The sequence below is a fragment of the Rhizobium sp. 57MFTsu3.2 genome (assembly GCF_012932765.1).
Lineage (GTDB): Bacteria > Pseudomonadota > Alphaproteobacteria > Rhizobiales > Rhizobiaceae > Rhizobium > Rhizobium altiplani.
On the sequence record NZ_JDWI01000055.1, the window covers coordinates 1 to 15,552 of the forward strand.

At 59.3% G+C, this 15,552-nt stretch carries 10 protein-coding genes, 1 tRNA gene and 1 pseudogene; all 12 read left to right on the forward strand.

Annotated elements, in window-relative coordinates:
• The first annotated feature begins 3 nt into the window (after positions 1-3).
• Positions 4-1,179, forward strand: coding sequence for an elongation factor Tu (tuf, locus tag AF71_RS30335; protein ID WP_018857113.1), 1,176 nt, complete (start codon positions 4-6; stop codon positions 1,177-1,179).
• A gap of 174 nt (positions 1,180-1,353) precedes the next feature.
• Positions 1,354-2,247, forward strand: coding sequence for an NAD(P)-dependent oxidoreductase (locus tag AF71_RS30340; protein WP_018860298.1), 894 nt, complete (start codon positions 1,354-1,356; stop codon positions 2,245-2,247).
• 139 nt (positions 2,248-2,386) lie between these two features.
• Positions 2,387-2,462: transfer RNA gene (locus AF71_RS30345), tRNA-Trp, on the forward strand.
• A gap of 189 nt (positions 2,463-2,651) precedes the next feature.
• A complete protein-coding gene (secE, locus tag AF71_RS30350; RefSeq protein WP_018860299.1) occupies positions 2,652-2,852 on the forward strand; it encodes a preprotein translocase subunit SecE in 201 nt (66 codons plus the stop codon).
• 17 nt (positions 2,853-2,869) lie between these two features.
• Positions 2,870-3,400, forward strand: a complete 531-nt coding sequence (gene nusG / locus AF71_RS30355; protein WP_018860300.1) for a transcription termination/antitermination protein NusG — start codon at positions 2,870-2,872, stop codon at positions 3,398-3,400.
• Between the two features lie 140 nt (positions 3,401-3,540).
• A complete protein-coding gene (gene rplK / locus AF71_RS30360) occupies positions 3,541-3,972 on the forward strand; it encodes a 50S ribosomal protein L11 (protein ID WP_007531592.1) in 432 nt (143 codons plus the stop codon).
• A gap of 4 nt (positions 3,973-3,976) precedes the next feature.
• Positions 3,977-4,669: a 50S ribosomal protein L1 gene (gene rplA / locus AF71_RS30365; RefSeq protein WP_018860301.1), complete on the forward strand. Its 693-nt coding sequence runs from the start codon at positions 3,977-3,979 to the stop codon at positions 4,667-4,669.
• Positions 4,670-5,001: 332 nt separating this feature from the next.
• Positions 5,002-5,520 (forward strand): 50S ribosomal protein L10, encoded by a 519-nt coding sequence (rplJ, locus tag AF71_RS30370; RefSeq protein ID WP_016553543.1) that lies wholly within the window; start codon positions 5,002-5,004, stop codon positions 5,518-5,520.
• Between the two features lie 58 nt (positions 5,521-5,578).
• Complete coding sequence (gene rplL / locus AF71_RS30375; protein WP_018860302.1) at positions 5,579-5,959, forward strand: 50S ribosomal protein L7/L12; 381 nt, start codon at positions 5,579-5,581, stop codon at positions 5,957-5,959.
• Positions 5,960-6,215: 256 nt separating this feature from the next.
• Positions 6,216-10,352, forward strand: coding sequence for a DNA-directed RNA polymerase subunit beta (rpoB, locus tag AF71_RS30380; RefSeq protein WP_018860303.1), 4,137 nt, complete (start codon positions 6,216-6,218; stop codon positions 10,350-10,352).
• Positions 10,353-10,538: 186 nt separating this feature from the next.
• On the forward strand, positions 10,539-14,750 hold the full coding sequence (gene rpoC, locus AF71_RS30385) for a DNA-directed RNA polymerase subunit beta' (protein ID WP_018860304.1): 4,212 nt from the start codon (positions 10,539-10,541) through the stop codon (positions 14,748-14,750).
• Between the two features lie 333 nt (positions 14,751-15,083).
• Positions 15,084-15,552, forward strand: a pseudogene (locus tag AF71_RS32065) (reverse transcriptase domain-containing protein); the annotation flags it as partial.

Consider the following 15,552-nt stretch of genomic DNA (forward strand, 5'->3'; position numbering starts at 1 on the left):
CAAATGGCAAAGAGTAAGTTTGAGCGCAACAAGCCGCACGTTAACATCGGCACGATCGGCCACGTTGACCACGGCAAGACGTCTCTGACGGCAGCGATCACGAAGTACTTCGGCGAGTTCAAGGCGTACGACCAGATCGACGCGGCTCCGGAAGAAAAGGCTCGCGGCATCACCATTTCGACGGCACACGTCGAATACGAGACCCCGAACCGCCACTATGCCCACGTTGACTGCCCCGGCCACGCCGACTACGTCAAGAACATGATCACCGGTGCTGCGCAGATGGACGGCGCGATCCTGGTTTGCTCGGCTGCCGACGGCCCGATGCCGCAGACCCGCGAGCACATCCTGCTTGCTCGCCAGGTTGGCGTTCCGGCGATCGTCGTGTTCCTCAACAAGGTCGACCAGGTTGACGACGCCGAGCTTCTCGAACTCGTCGAGCTCGAAGTTCGCGAACTTCTGTCGTCCTACGACTTCCCGGGCGACGACATTCCGGTCATCAAGGGCTCGGCTCTTGCCGCTCTCGAAGACTCCGACAAGAAGATCGGCGAAGACGCGATCCGCGAGCTGATGGCAGCTGTTGACGCCTACATCCCAACGCCTGAGCGTCCGATCGACCAGCCGTTCCTGATGCCGATCGAAGACGTGTTCTCGATCTCGGGCCGTGGTACGGTTGTGACCGGCCGCGTCGAGCGCGGTATCGTCAAGGTTGGCGAAGAAGTCGAAATCGTCGGCATCCGCCCGACCTCGAAGACGACGGTTACCGGCGTTGAAATGTTCCGTAAGCTGCTCGACCAGGGCCAGGCTGGCGACAACATCGGTGCTCTGGTTCGCGGTGTGAACCGTGACGGCGTCGAGCGTGGTCAGATCCTGTGCAAGCCGGGCTCTGTCAAGCCGCACAAGAAGTTCAAGGCTGAAGCCTACATCCTGACGAAGGAAGAAGGCGGCCGTCATACGCCGTTCTTCACCAACTACCGTCCGCAGTTCTACTTCCGCACGACGGACGTCACCGGCATCGTCACCCTGCCGGAAGGCACGGAAATGGTCATGCCTGGCGACAACGTCACTGTAGACGTCGAGCTGATCGTTCCGATCGCGATGGAAGAAAAGCTGCGCTTCGCTATCCGCGAAGGCGGCCGTACCGTCGGCGCCGGCATCGTCGCCTCGATCGTCGAGTAAGCTTCGGTTTATCCGGATCTAAGAAGGGGCTCCGCTGGAAACAGCGGGGCCCCTTTCTGTATCTGTCATTTGAATTAGGCATCACTGTCTGGTGACAACGCAAAGCCGGGTAGTGGCCTTGCGCTTGAACGCAAAGCCTTTATCTATCCCTCCGATTTCATAAGGGAGGACATGATGAAAAAGCGCATTCTCTTCACAGGTGGTTCGGGCAAGGCAGGGCGCCATGCGGTGCCGTGGCTCGTCAACGCCGGCTACGAGGTTCACAACGTCGATCTGGTGCCGCTTGATAGCCCCGGCGTGACCAACCTGATTGCCGATATCACCGACAGCGGCCAGATCTTCAACGCGCTTTCGATGCACCGCGACTTTCCCGACCTCGATGCGGGCAGGGGCGTCCAACCCTTCGACGCCGTGGTGCATTTCGCGGCAATCCCGCGCATTCTCATCAAGCCCGACAACGAAACGTTCCGCATCAACACGATGGGCACCTACAATGTCATCGAGGCCGCGGTGAAGCTCGGCATCCGCAAGATCATCGTTGCCTCCAGCGAGACAACCTATGGGGTCTGCTTTGCGGAAGGCCATCGCGACTTCCATCAGTTTCCGCTGGAGGAAGACTATGACGTCAACCCGATGGATTCTTACGGTCTCTCCAAGGTCGTGAACGAGAAGACAGCGCGTGCCTTTGCCGAACGCTCGGGTTTCGACATCTACGCGCTGCGCATCGGCAATGTCATCGAGCCGCATGAGTACGAGAGGTTTCCGACCTATTTCGCCAACCCCGAAATGCGCAAGCGCATCGCCTGGAGCTATATCGACGCCCGCGACCTCGGGCAGATCTGCCACCTCTGCACCGAGAAGGATGGTTTGGGCTTCCAGGTCTTCAACGCCGCGAACGACACCGTCTCGGCCAACACGCCGTCGAAGGAACTCGCCAGGCGATTCTATCCGAATGTGCCGTTCACACGCGAAATCGGCGAATACGAGGGCCTGCTCTCCAACCGCAAGATCCGCGAAGTGCTTGGTTTCAAGGAAGAGCACGACTGGCGCAAATATGTGAAAGTCTGATCGCAGGCGTTTCCGCGACGCGGGATTGGAAAAATAGAAAAACGCACTTGCCAATCCTGCGCCGCCGCCTTAAAGGAGCGCCATGCTTGCAGTTGCGCTTCGCGGCCGGTCTGGTCAAGAAGCTGAATGTAAAGCGTAAAGGGGTATAGCTCAGTTGGTAGAGCGGCGGTCTCCAAAACCGCAGGTCGTGGGTTCGAGCCCCTCTGCCCCTGCCATCTTTCTCGAACGAGTTGCGCGGACATCTCGCAGCAGTTCGGCCGGAAAGGCGACGTATGGCTAAGTTCGTTAAACTTCGGTTTCCCTCTTGTGCAATTGGGAATCGATGTTTATGTAGGGTTCAACAGACACGCGGTGCGTGGGGCTGATATGTTCAGCTTTACGCGCCGTAATTGCGTGGGCAGTCGATGGCATCCAAAACTAATCCGTTTGCGTTTCTACAGCAGGTTCGCTCCGAGACGTTGAAAGTTACCTGGCCGTCGCGCCGCGAGACGATGATCTCCACGGTCATGGTGCTTGTAATGGTGATCTTTGCCGCGCTGTTCTTTTTTGCCGCGGACCAGCTTATTGGCTGGGTTCTGAGCTTTGTGCTCAACGTTGGCAGCTGATCGGGTGGAGATATAACATGGCGGCACGTTGGTATATCGTCCACGCATATTCTAATTTTGAGAAGAAGGTCGCGGAAGACATCGAGAATAAGGCTCGTCAGAAGGGCCTCGAGCACCTGTTCGAAAAGATTCTCGTCCCGACCGAAAAGGTGGTTGAGGTTCGTCGCGGTCGCAAGGTCGACAGCGAGCGAAAGTTCTTCCCGGGCTATGTCATGGTTCGTGCGGATCTGACCGATGAGGCCTACCACCTGATCAAGAATACGCCGAAGGTCACTGGCTTCCTCGGCTCCGACAACAAGCCCGTTCCGATTCCGGATTCCGAAGCCGAGCGCATTCTCGGTCAAGTCCAGGAGGGTGTGGAGCGGCCGAAGGCATCTGTTACCTTCGAGATTGGCGAGCAGGTCCGCGTTTCCGACGGTCCGTTCGCTTCGTTCAATGGCACGGTCCAGGATGTGGACGAAGAGCGTTCGCGCCTGAAGGTGGAAGTGTCGATCTTCGGCCGCGCTACACCGGTCGAACTGGAATACGCTCAGGTCGAAAAGGTCTGATCGTCCGCGGCGCAAGCCGCGAACCGCGTGGAAGGTGAGGGGTCTTAGCCGGGCCCGGGATCCGAACCACGCAACCGCAGCCGCCGGAGCGATCCGGCATCTTGGTCGGGTAACCGGCCATCAATGAAAGGCAGAGAGATATGGCTAAGAAAGTTGCAGGCCAGCTCAAGCTTCAGGTCAAGGCAGGATCGGCAAACCCGTCCCCGCCAATCGGCCCGGCGCTTGGTCAGCGTGGCATTAACATCATGGAATTCTGCAAGGCGTTCAACGCCGCTACGCAGGAAATGGAAAAGGGTATGCCGATCCCGGTCGTCATTACCTATTACCAGGACAAGTCTTTCACCTTCGCGATGAAGCAGCCGCCCGTCAGCTACTTCCTCAAGAAGGAAGCGAAGATCCAGTCCGGTTCGAAGACGCCTGGCAAGGGCGCGACCGCAGGAAAGCTCACCAAGGCTCAGATCAAGTCGATCGCCGAAGCCAAGATGAAGGATCTCAACGCAGCGGATATCGAAGGTGCAATGGCGATGATCGAGGGCTCTGCCCGCGCCATGGGCCTGGAAGTGGTAGGATAAGACCATGGCTGGCAAGCGCACGAAGAAGATCAACGAAGGTGTTGATCCCACGAAGCTCTACGCTCTGACTCTCGCCATTGGTATGGTCAAGGAGCGCGCGGTCGCGAAGTTCGATGAAACCATCGAAGTCGCCATGAACCTCGGCGTTGATCCGCGTCACGCAGACCAGATGGTCCGCGGCGTTGTCAACCTGCCGAACGGCACGGGCCGCGACGTTCGCGTTGCTGTCTTTGCTCGCGGCGCCAAGGCTGACGAAGCCAAGGCTGCTGGCGCAGATGTCGTCGGTGCTGAAGAGCTCGTCGAAATCGTCCAGGGCGGCAAGATCGATTTCGATCGCTGCATCGCGACCCCGGACATGATGCCGCTCGTCGGCCGCCTCGGTAAGGTTCTCGGCCCGCGTGGTATGATGCCGAACCCGAAGGTTGGTACCGTTACGATGGACGTTGCCGGTGCTGTCAAGGCATCCAAGGGCGGCGCTGTCGAGTTCCGCGTCGAAAAGGCTGGTATCGTTCACGCTGGCGTTGGCAAGGCATCCTTCGATGCCAAGGCTCTGGAAGAAAACATCCGTGCCTTCGCTGACGCTGTCATCAAGGCGAAGCCGGCTGGCGCGAAGGGCAACTATGTCAAGCGCGTAGCGATCTCTTCGACTATGGGCCCGGGCGTCAAGATCGACCCGTCGTCTGTTACGGCCGCTTAAGTAAGTTTCGCTGGGCTTCGGCCCGGCTAAAGAATTCCGGCCTCGAAAGGGGCCGGAGTATTCCGGAGAAATCCGGAATCCTGTCCGAGATTGCAGGTGGTTTTCCCTTAATCACTTGGCCTGCATGAGACGGGTAAGACCCGAATTGCATGAAGTTCTGCTTCTAGGAATTTGGTTCGAGCCTTGGATGCCTTGTGCCTTCGGCCTTTCTTTGGCGCGAAGCGCGAGGGGACAGGATCCTCAAGCGTCGCTTGGGATCGCTTCTGATCCCAGGAGGCAAAAGGCAACCCGGTGGGGCCCGTCAAAAAGGTCCTGCCAACTGGAGATAGGCAGTGGAAAGAGCGGAAAAACGCGAATTCGTCACGGAACTGAACGAAGTCTTCAAGGCTTCGGGCTCGGTTGTCGTGGCCCACTATGCTGGTGCTACAGTCGCGCAGATGAACGACTTCCGTTCCAAGATGCGCGCAGCTGGCGGTACCGTCAAAGTCGCGAAGAACCGCCTGGCCAAAATCGCCCTTCAGGGTACGGAAGCGGAAGGGATCTCTGGTCTCTTCACCGGTCAGACGCTCATTGCTTACAGCAATGACCCGATCACCGCTCCGAAAGTCGTCGTGGATTTCGCCAAGACCAACGATAAGATCGTTGTTTTGGGCGGCGCCATGGGAACAACGACGCTCAACGCTGATGCAGTCAAGTCGCTTGCGACCCTGCCGTCGTTGGACGAACTGCGCGCGAAGCTGCTGGGCATGATCCAGACTCCGGCTACCCGCATCGCAGGCGTTGTTGCAGCACCGGCAAGCCAGCTTGCTCGCGTGTTTTCGGCTTACGCCAAGAAGGACGAAGCCGCATAAGGCGGTTTTTTGCTGTTTATAAACAACCGGTTCGAACCGAACAAAAGGAACTGATAACATGGCTGATCTCGCAAAGATCGTAGACGACCTCTCCTCGCTGACCGTTCTGGAAGCTGCAGAACTGTCCAAGCTTCTCGAAGAAAAGTGGGGCGTTTCCGCTGCTGCTCCGGTAGCTGTTGCTGCTGTTGCTGGCGGTGCAGGCGCTGCTGCTGCTGCTGAAGAAGAAAAGACCGAGTTCGACGTCATCCTCACGGATGCCGGCGCTAACAAGATCAACGTCATCAAGGAAGTTCGTGGCATCACCGGCCTCGGCCTCAAGGAAGCCAAGGACCTCGTCGAAGGCGCTCCGAAGGCTGTCAAGGAAGCCGTTTCCAAGGCTGAAGCTGCCGACATCAAGAAGAAGCTTGAAGACGCCGGCGCTAAGGTCGACGTTAAGTAATCTTGAACTACATCTGGGGGGTGGGATTTCCCGCCTCCCATTTGTCGTTTCGTTGAACGAATTACCCAAAAGCCGCGTGAAAACGGCTTTTGGGTAATGGGTTCTTCAAGAGGATGGTCTCGAACCGAGACGCGAAGGCAATCCGGCCTCGCATTTCGGGAAGTGAGACGAGATTGAACTACTCATGATTGACGGGGTCGACTGGCCATCGGTTCCCGTCCGTTGCAGGCCCGGATGCAATTTTGAAGGAGCGACGATGGCTCAGACCCTTTCGTTCAATGGTCGTAGGCGCGTACGCAAGTTTTTCGGTAAGATCCCCGAAGTCACAGAAATGCCGAACCTCATCGAGGTTCAAAAGGCATCGTATGATCAATTCCTGATGGTTGAAGAGCCCAAGGGCGGTCGCCCTGACGAAGGCCTTCAGGCTGTCTTCAAGTCCGTTTTCCCGATCACGGATTTCTCCGGCGCTTCCATGCTGGAATTCGTGTCTTATGAATTCGAACCGCCAAAGTTCGACGTCGATGAATGCCGTCAGCGCGACCTGACCTACGCCGCGCCGCTGAAGGTCACTCTCCGTCTGATCGTGTTCGATATCGACGAAGATACGGGTGCGAAGTCCATCAAGGACATCAAGGAGCAGTCGGTCTACATGGGCGACATGCCGCTCATGACCAACAACGGTACGTTCATCGTCAACGGCACCGAGCGCGTTATCGTGTCCCAGATGCACCGTTCGCCGGGCGTCTTCTTCGATCACGACAAGGGCAAGAGCCATTCTTCCGGCAAGCTGCTTTTCGCTGCCCGCGTGATCCCGTACCGCGGTTCCTGGCTCGACATCGAGTTCGACGCCAAGGACATCGTCTATGCCCGTATCGATCGTCGCCGCAAGATCCCCGTGACCTCGCTGCTTATGGCGCTCGGCATGGACGGCGAAGAGATCCTGTCGACCTTCTACACGAAGTCCGACTATCAGCGCGACGGCAAGGGCTGGCGTATTCCGTTTACGCCGGAGACCCTCAAGGGTGCCAAGGCAATCACCGAAATGGTTGACGCCGACACCGGTGAAGTCGTTGTCGAAGCCGGCAAAAAGCTGACTCCGCGTCTGCTCCGTCAGCTCGCTGACAAGGGCCTCAAGGCTCTGAAGGCGACCGACGAAGATCTGTACGGCAACTACCTCGCCGAGGACATCGTCAACTACTCGACAGGTGAAATCTACCTCGAGGCCGGCGACGAGATCGATGAGAAGACCCTTCCGATCATTCTCCAGAACGGTTTCGACGAGATCCCGGTCCTCGGCATCGACCACATCAACGTCGGCGCCTATATCCGCAACACGCTGACGGCGGACAAGAACGAGAACCGCCAGGACGCTCTGTTCGACATCTACCGCGTCATGCGTCCGGGTGAACCGCCGACAATGGACTCGGCTGAAGCCATGTTCAACTCGCTGTTCTTCGATGCGGAGCGCTACGACCTCTCCGCCGTTGGCCGCGTCAAGATGAACATGCGTCTCGACCTCGACGTCGAAGACACCGTCCGCATCCTGCGCAAGGACGACATCCTGGCCGTGGTCAAGATGTTGGTCGAACTGCGCGACGGCAAGGGCGAAATCGACGACATCGACAACCTAGGCAACCGTCGTGTTCGCTCTGTCGGCGAATTGATGGAAAACCAGTACCGTCTCGGCCTGCTCCGTATGGAGCGCGCGATCAAGGAACGTATGTCCTCGATCGAAATCGACACGGTCATGCCGCAGGACCTGATCAACGCGAAGCCGGCAGCTGCTGCCGTTCGCGAATTCTTCGGTTCCTCGCAGCTGTCGCAGTTCATGGACCAAGTGAACCCGCTTTCGGAAATCACCCACAAGCGTCGTCTATCGGCTCTTGGCCCGGGTGGTCTGACGCGCGAGCGCGCAGGCTTTGAAGTCCGCGACGTTCATCCGACCCACTACGGCCGCATTTGCCCGATCGAAACGCCGGAAGGCCCGAACATCGGTCTGATCAACTCGCTTGCGACCTTCGCCCGCGTCAACAAGTATGGCTTCATCGAAAGCCCGTACCGCCGCATCGTTGATGGCAAGGTGACGAACGACGTTCTTTACCTCTCCGCCATGGAAGAAGCGAAGTACTACGTTGCACAGGCAAACGCCGAGCTTGGCGCCGATGGTTCCTTCACCGACGAATTCGTCGTCTGCCGTCATGCTGGCGAAGTTATGCTCGCTCCGCGCGACAGCATGAACCTGATGGACGTTTCGCCGAAGCAGGTTGTTTCGGTCGCAGCGGCTCTCATCCCGTTCCTGGAAAACGACGACGCCAACCGCGCTCTCATGGGCTCGAACATGCAGCGTCAGGCCGTTCCGCTGCTGCGTGCTGAAGCTCCGTTCGTCGGCACCGGCATGGAGCCGGTCGTCGCTCGCGACTCCGGTGCTGCTATCGGCGCCCGTCGCGGCGGCGTGGTCGACCAGGTCGACGCGACGCGTATCGTTATCCGTGCGACGGAAGACCTCGAAGCTGGCAAGTCCGGTGTCGATATCTACCGCCTGCAGAAGTTCCAGCGTTCGAACCAGAACACCTGCGTCAACCAGCGTCCGCTGGTCACCGTGGGTGACGTTGTCAACCGCGGCGACATCCTCGCCGACGGTCCGTCGACGGACCTGGGCGACCTTGCTCTCGGCCGTAACGCGCTCGTCGCGTTCATGCCGTGGAACGGTTACAACTACGAAGACTCGATCCTAATGTCCGAGCGGATCGTTGCTGACGACGTGTTCACCTCCATCCACATCGAAGAATTCGAAGTGATGGCGCGTGACACCAAGCTTGGTCCGGAAGAAATCACGCGCGACATTCCGAACGTCTCGGAAGAAGCGCTGAAGAACCTGGACGAAGCCGGCATCGTCTATATCGGCGCCGAAGTTCAGCCCGGTGACATTCTCGTCGGCAAGATCACGCCGAAGGGTGAGAGCCCGATGACGCCGGAAGAAAAGCTTCTGCGCGCCATCTTCGGTGAAAAGGCTTCCGACGTTCGCGATACGTCCATGCGTATGCCGCCCGGCACCTACGGGACGATCGTCGAAGTGCGCGTCTTCAACCGCCACGGCGTTGAAAAGGACGAGCGCGCGATGGCGATCGAGCGCGAAGAGATCGAGCGTCTTGCAAAGGACCGCGACGACGAGCAGGCGATCCTCGATCGTAACGTCTACGGCCGTCTGGTCGACATGCTGCGCGGCCAGGTCGCAATCGCCGGCCCGAAGGGCTTCAAAAAGGGCACGGAGCTTTCGAACGCCGTCGTCTCGGAATATCCTCGCTCGCAGTGGTGGATGTTCGCTGTCGAGGACGAGAAGGTCCAGGGCGAACTCGAAGCTCTCCGCGGCCAGTACGACGAATCCAAGTCGCGCCTCGAACAGCGCTTCATGGACAAGGTCGAGAAGGTTCAGCGCGGCGACGAAATGCCTCCCGGCGTCATGAAGATGGTCAAGGTCTTCGTTGCTGTTAAGCGCAAGATCCAGCCGGGCGACAAGATGGCCGGCCGTCACGGCAACAAGGGCGTCGTCTCGCGCATTGTGCCTGTCGAGGATATGCCGTTCCTCGAAGACGGTACGCATGTCGACATCTGCTTGAACCCGCTGGGCGTGCCTTCGCGCATGAACGTCGGGCAGATCCTCGAAACCCACCTTGCCTGGGCTTGCGCCGGCATGGGTAAGAAGATCGGCGAACTGCTCGACGAATACCGCAAGACGATGGACATCACCGACCTGAAGACGGAACTGACGGAAGTCTACGCGTCGCAGGCCAAGGACGAAGTCGCCAACTTTGACGATGCATCGCTCGTCAAGCTGGCTGAACAGTCCCGCAGGGGCGTCTCCATCGCAACGCCGGTCTTCGACGGTGCGCATGAGCCTGACGTTGCCTCGATGCTGAAGAAGGCAGGTCTGCACGAGTCCGGTCAGTCGGTTCTGTACGACGGCCGTACCGGCGAGCCCTTCGACCGCAAGGTCACCGTCGGCTACATGTACATGATCAAGCTGAACCACCTGGTCGACGACAAGATCCACGCTCGTTCGATCGGTCCTTACTCGCTCGTTACCCAGCAGCCGCTGGGCGGCAAGGCGCAGTTCGGCGGTCAGCGCTTCGGCGAAATGGAAGTCTGGGCTCTGGAAGCATACGGTGCAGCCTACACGCTGCAGGAAATGCTCACGGTCAAGTCGGACGACGTTGCCGGCCGTACCAAGGTCTACGAAGCCATCGTCCGTGGCGACGATACGTTCGAAGCCGGTATTCCGGAAAGCTTCAACGTTCTCGTCAAGGAAATGCGCTCGCTTGGTCTCTCCGTCGAACTCGAGAATTCGAAGGTCGAGGAGCAGCAGGCCAGCCAGTTGCCGGACGCTGCCGAGTAACCACCGATAGGGTGTGCGCTGTAACGCAGCGCACACCGTTCCCGCTCTGGCCCCTTACGTGTCGGCCGGGCAGGGACGATTTCGCCGCATTCTGCGGTTATTGTCGTTTTGAGCGTTGGCGCGGCTCCCGGGATTTGCCGCCGTCCATGCAAGATAAGGGCGCATCCGCCCATGAAGGAGACAGGCATGAACCAAGAGGTCATGAATCTTTTCAATCCGCAGGTGCCTGCACAGAACTTCGATTCCATCCGGATTTCGATTGCTTCTCCGGAGAAGATTCTTTCCTGGTCTTACGGTGAGATCAAGAAGCCGGAAACCATCAACTACCGCACGTTCAAGCCGGAACGCGACGGTCTCTTCTGCGCGCGCATCTTCGGACCGATCAAGGACTACGAGTGCCTTTGCGGTAAGTACAAGCGCATGAAGTACAAGGGCATCATCTGCGAAAAGTGCGGCGTTGAAGTCACGCTGTCGCGCGTTCGCCGTGAGCGCATGGGCCATATCGAGCTCGCCGCTCCCGTTGCCCACATCTGGTTCCTGAAGTCGCTGCCGAGCCGCATTTCTACGCTGCTCGACATGACGCTGAAGGATGTCGAGCGCGTTCTCTACTTCGAACACTACATCGTCACCGAGCCGGGCCTGACCGCGCTCAAGGAGCACCAGCTCCTGACAGAAGAAGAGTACATGCTCGCCGTTGACGAATACGGCGAAGACCAGTTCACGGCCATGATCGGTGCTGAAGCCATCTACGAGATGCTGGCATCGATGAACCTTGAGAAGATCGCTGGCGATCTGCGTTCCGAGCTTGCCGACACCACGTCGGACCTCAAGCAGAAGAAGCTGATGAAGCGCTTGAAGATCGTCGAGAACTTCATGGAATCCGGCAACCGCCCGGAATGGATGATCATGAAGGTCGTTCCGGTGATCCCGCCGGATCTGCGTCCGCTCGTTCCGCTCGACGGCGGCCGTTTCGCGACGTCGGACCTGAACGATCTGTACCGCCGCGTCATCAACCGTAACAACCGTCTGAAGCGCCTGATCGAACTGCGCGCTCCGGGCATCATCATCCGCAACGAAAAGCGCATGCTGCAGGAATCTGTGGACGCGCTGTTCGACAACGGCCGCCGTGGCCGCGTCATCACCGGCGCCAATAAGCGTCCGCTGAAGTCGCTGTCCGACATGCTCAAGGGCAAGCAGGGCCGCTTCCGCCAGAACCTGCTCGGCAAGCGCGTCGACTATTCCGGCCGCTCGGTCATCGTGACCGGTCCGGAACTGAAGCTGCACCAGTGCGGTCTTCCGAAGAAGATGGCGCTAGAGCTGTTCAAGCCGTTCATCTATGCCCGCCTCGACGCCAAGGGTTACTCCTCGACCGTCAAGCAGGCCAAGAAGCTGGTTGAAAAGGAAAAGCCTGAGGTTTGGGATATCCTCGACGAGGTCATCCGCGAGCATCCGGTTCTCCTGAACCGCGCACCGACGCTGCACCGCCTGGGAATCCAGGCCTTCGAACCCACGCTGGTCGAAGGCAAGGCCATCCAGCTGCACCCGCTCGTCTGCACGGCATTCAACGCCGACTTCGACGGTGACCAGATGGCTGTTCACGTGCCGCTGTCGCTTGAAGCCCAGCTCGAAGCCCGCGTTCTGATGATGTCGACGAACAACATCCTGCACCCTGCCAACGGTGCACCGATCATTGTTCCGTCGCAGGACATGGTTCTCGGCCTGTACTACCTCTCGATCATGAACCAGAACGAGCCGGGCGAAGGCATGGCCTTCTCCGACCTCGGCGAGCTGCATCACGCGCTCGAAAACAAGGTCGTGACGCTGCACACCAAGATCCGCGGCCGCTTCAAGTCGGTCGACGAGGACGGCAAGCCGTACTCGAAGATCTATGAAACGACTCCGGGCCGCTTGCTCATCGGCGAACTCCTGCCGAAGAACGGCAAGGTGACCTTCGACGTCTGCAACCAGGAAATGACCAAGAAGAACATCTCCAAGATGATCGACGCGGTCTACCGCCATTGCGGCCAGAAGGACACGGTCATTTTCTGCGACCGCATCATGCAGCTCGGCTTCACCCATGCCTGCCGCGCCGGCATTTCGTTCGGCAAGGACGACATGGTCATTCCGGAAACCAAGGCGAAGATCGTTGCCGACACCGAAAACCTGGTGAAGGAATACGAGCAGCAGTACAATGACGGTCTGATCACGCAGGGCGAAAAGTACAACAAGGTTGTCGACGCCTGGGGCAAGGCCACCGAAAAGGTTGCCGAAGACATGATGGCCCGCATTAAGGCCGTCGAATTCGATCCGAACACCGGTCGTCAGAAGCCAATGAACGCCATCTATATGATGTCCCACTCGGGCGCTCGTGGTTCTCCGAACCAGATGCGTCAGCTGGGCGGCATGCGCGGCCTCATGGCCAAGCCGTCGGGCGAAATCATCGAAACGCCGATCACGTCGAACTTCAAGGAAGGCCTGACCGTCAACGAGTACTTCAACTCGACGCACGGCGCCCGTAAGGGTCTGGCAGACACTGCCTTGAAGACCGCGAACTCCGGTTACCTGACCCGTCGTCTCGTCGACGTCGCCCAGGATTGCATCGTCAACTCGGTCGATTGCGGCACCGACAAGGGCCTGACCATGACCGCCATCGTTGATGCCGGTCAGGTCGTTGCGTCGCTCGGTGCTCGTATCCTCGGCCGTACCGCCCTTGATGATATCGATCATCCGGTCACTGGCGAGCGTATCGTCGATGCCGGCAAGATGATCCTCGAGCCCGATGTCATCGAGATCGAGAAGGCTGGTATCCAGTCGATCCGTATCCGTTCGGCACTGACCTGCGAAATCCAGACGGGCGTCTGCTCGGTCTGCTACGGTCGTGACCTTGCACGCGGTACCCCGGTCAACATGGGTGAAGCAGTCGGTGTTATCGCTGCTCAGTCGATCGGCGAGCCGGGCACGCAGCTCACCATGCGTACGTTCCACCTTGGTGGCACGGCAACCGTGGTTGACCAGTCGTTCCTGGAAGCCTCGTACGAAGGTACGGTTCAGATCAAGAACCGCAACCTGCTGCGCAACTCGGATGGCAACCTCGTTGCCATGGGCCGTAATATGACCGTCCAGATCCTGGACGAGCGTGGTGTCGAGCGCTCCTCGCAGCGCGTCGCCTATGGTTCGAAGCTGCATGTCGACGATGGCGACAAGGTCAAGCGCGGTCAGCGTCTGGCAGAGTGGGACCCCTACACCCGTCCGATGATGACGGAAGTGGCCGGTACCGTTCAGTTCGAAGACGTCGTCGACGGTCTCTCGGTTCTCGAAGCGACCGACGAATCCACTGGCATCACAAAGCGTCAGGTTATCGACTGGCGTTCGACCCCGCGTGGTTCGGACCTCAAGCCGGCAATCGTCATCAAGGATGCCAGCGGCAATGTCATGAAGCTGTCCCGTGGTGGTGACGCCCGCTTCCTGCTCTCGGTCGACGCGATCCTGTCGGTCGAGCCGGGTCAGAAGGTGTCTCAGGGTGACGTGCTTGCACGTTCGCCGCTCGAAAGCGCCAAGACCAAGGACATCACCGGCGGTCTGCCGCGCGTTGCCGAACTGTTCGAAGCTCGTCGTCCAAAGGACCACGCCATCATCGCTGAGATCGATGGTACGATCCGCCTCGGCCGCGACTACAAGAATAAGCGTCGCGTCATCATCGAGCCGGCGGAAGACGGTGTCGAGCCTGTCGAATACCTGATCCCGAAGGGCAAGCCCTTCCACCTTCAGGAAGGCGACTACATCGAGAAGGGTGACTACATCCTCGACGGTAACCCGGCTCCGCACGACATCCTGGCGATCAAGGGCGTCGAAGCACTCGCTTCGTACCTGGTCAACGAAATCCAGGAAGTCTATCGCTTGCAGGGCGTTGTCATCAACGACAAGCACATCGAAGTGATTGTCCGTCAGATGCTGCAGAAGGTGGAAATCACCGATGCAGGCGACTCGACTTACATCGTCGGCGACAACGTCGACCGTATCGAGCTCGAAGACGTCAACGATGCGCTGATCGAACAGGGCAAGAAGCCTGCTTATGGCGATCCGGTTCTGCTGGGTATCACCAAGGCGTCGCTGCAGACCCCGTCGTTCATCTCCGCCGCGTCCTTCCAGGAAACGACGAAGGTGCTGACGGAAGCTGCAATCGCCGGCAAGACCGACGGTCTGCAGGGTCTGAAGGAAAACGTCATCGTCGGTCGTCTGATCCCCGCCGGTACCGGTGGCACGATGACCCAGATCCGTCGCATCGCGACCTCGCGCGACGAGTTGATCCTCGAGGAACGCCGCAAGGGCACGGGCGCCGATGTCGCCACGCCGATGCTGCAGGATCTCGCAGGCGAGAGCGCACCGGCTGCCGAATAATCGGCAGCTTGGTCTTAAGAATTGAGAAGCCGCCCGGAGCGATCCGGGCGGCTTTTTGTTGTGCGCCCAGCATGGGCGCATTCTTGTGGGTGGAAGTCCCACCGTAAGCTGGTCACATCGAGCGAAGTGAAGCGCAACTGCGGCAGGGTGACCAACCGTGGGGAGGAAGCGTGGATCGAACCTGCGGGCCGATGGACAAGAACCGGATATGAGGCGATGCCGACCAGGGCGAGCGGGCAACAAACCGCGAAGCTCTTGTGACCAATGGGCGGTGGCGTAAATCCGGAAGCCCGCCGGAGCTCCGGTCGCGACGAAGCCGAGCCCCCGCCGAGGATTGGGAACGACACAGGCGCGGGGCTGCTTGAGGTGGCCCTGCGGCGAGAGAACCTTCTGCGGGCGTGGAAGAGGTGCGGGCCAACAAAGGCGCGGCGGGCGCGGACGGTCTGGACATTGACCAGACGGCCGCAATGCTACGCATCTCTTGGCCTGCCATCCGCGACAGCCTGCGGGAGGGGACGTACCGGCCACAGCCGGTGCGTCGGGTGATGATCCCGAAGCCAGGGGGCGGCGAGCGCGAGCTTGGCATCCCCACGGTGCTGGACCGTCTGATCCAACAGGCGCTCCTGCAAGTNCTCCAGCCTATTCTTGATCCGACTTTTAGTCAGCACAGCTACGGCTTCCGTCCTGGAAGGAGTGCACACGATGCCGTCCTGGCGGCGCAATCGTTCGTGCAGTCCGGACGGCGGGTTGTCGTGGACGTTGACCTGGAGAAATTCTTCGACCGGGTTGACCATGACATCCT

Coding starts and splice junctions, on each gene's coding strand:
- tuf (WP_018857113.1), top strand. CDS start 4: ATGGCAAAGAGTAAGTTTGAGCGCAACAAGCCGCACGTTAACATCGGC.
- AF71_RS30340 (WP_018860298.1), top strand. CDS start 1,354: ATGAAAAAGCGCATTCTCTTCACAGGTGGTTCGGGCAAGGCAGGGCGC.
- secE (WP_018860299.1), top strand. CDS start 2,652: ATGGCATCCAAAACTAATCCGTTTGCGTTTCTACAGCAGGTTCGCTCC.
- nusG (WP_018860300.1), top strand. CDS start 2,870: ATGGCGGCACGTTGGTATATCGTCCACGCATATTCTAATTTTGAGAAG.
- rplK (WP_007531592.1), top strand. CDS start 3,541: ATGGCTAAGAAAGTTGCAGGCCAGCTCAAGCTTCAGGTCAAGGCAGGA.
- rplA (WP_018860301.1), top strand. CDS start 3,977: ATGGCTGGCAAGCGCACGAAGAAGATCAACGAAGGTGTTGATCCCACG.
- rplL (WP_018860302.1), top strand. CDS start 5,579: ATGGCTGATCTCGCAAAGATCGTAGACGACCTCTCCTCGCTGACCGTT.
- rpoB (WP_018860303.1), top strand. CDS start 6,216: ATGGCTCAGACCCTTTCGTTCAATGGTCGTAGGCGCGTACGCAAGTTT.
- rpoC (WP_018860304.1), top strand. CDS start 10,539: ATGAACCAAGAGGTCATGAATCTTTTCAATCCGCAGGTGCCTGCACAG.